Origin of the sequence: Bacillus sp. JJ1127, from assembly GCF_036965845.1 — a bacterium.
Lineage (GTDB): Bacteria > Bacillota > Bacilli > Bacillales > Bacillaceae_G > Bacillus_A.
This window is the reverse complement of sequence record NZ_JBALQK010000318.1, coordinates 5276-5593: the sequence shown is the minus strand read 5'-3', so window position 1 is coordinate 5593 and position 318 is coordinate 5276. Positions and strand designations below refer to the sequence as shown.

At 36.8% G+C, this 318-nt stretch carries 1 pseudogene; it reads right to left on the bottom strand.

The annotated features are described in order from the left end of the window. Positions 1-182: pseudogene (locus V7183_RS23595) on the bottom strand (RNA-guided endonuclease InsQ/TnpB family protein); the annotation flags it as partial. Between the last annotated feature and the right edge of the window lie 136 nt (positions 183-318).

Below are 318 nucleotides of genomic sequence, written 5' to 3'. Positions count from 1 at the left end.
TCTTGTTGAAGGGGCTGTAGAGTTTTCTCTGTACGTAAAGCCGTATACACTTGGCGAATGTAGAAGTTTGTTGTATTGTAGAGATTTTTTGCATTCTTACACATTTCCATAAAGTAGGCGTACAATTTATGACCTTTCTTGATCCAAATTTGATAGGTTGCATATTCTTTTCCTTTTGTCATCCTGTTCACCACCTTCTTTTCTTCATGATACTACAGAACAGCCAAAAAGAACATATATTCGCCGTTCTACAAAAATATTTTTACAAATTCGATGGCAATTCATCTCCACCTTAAACTGGGCTATGCCCTGCACGTT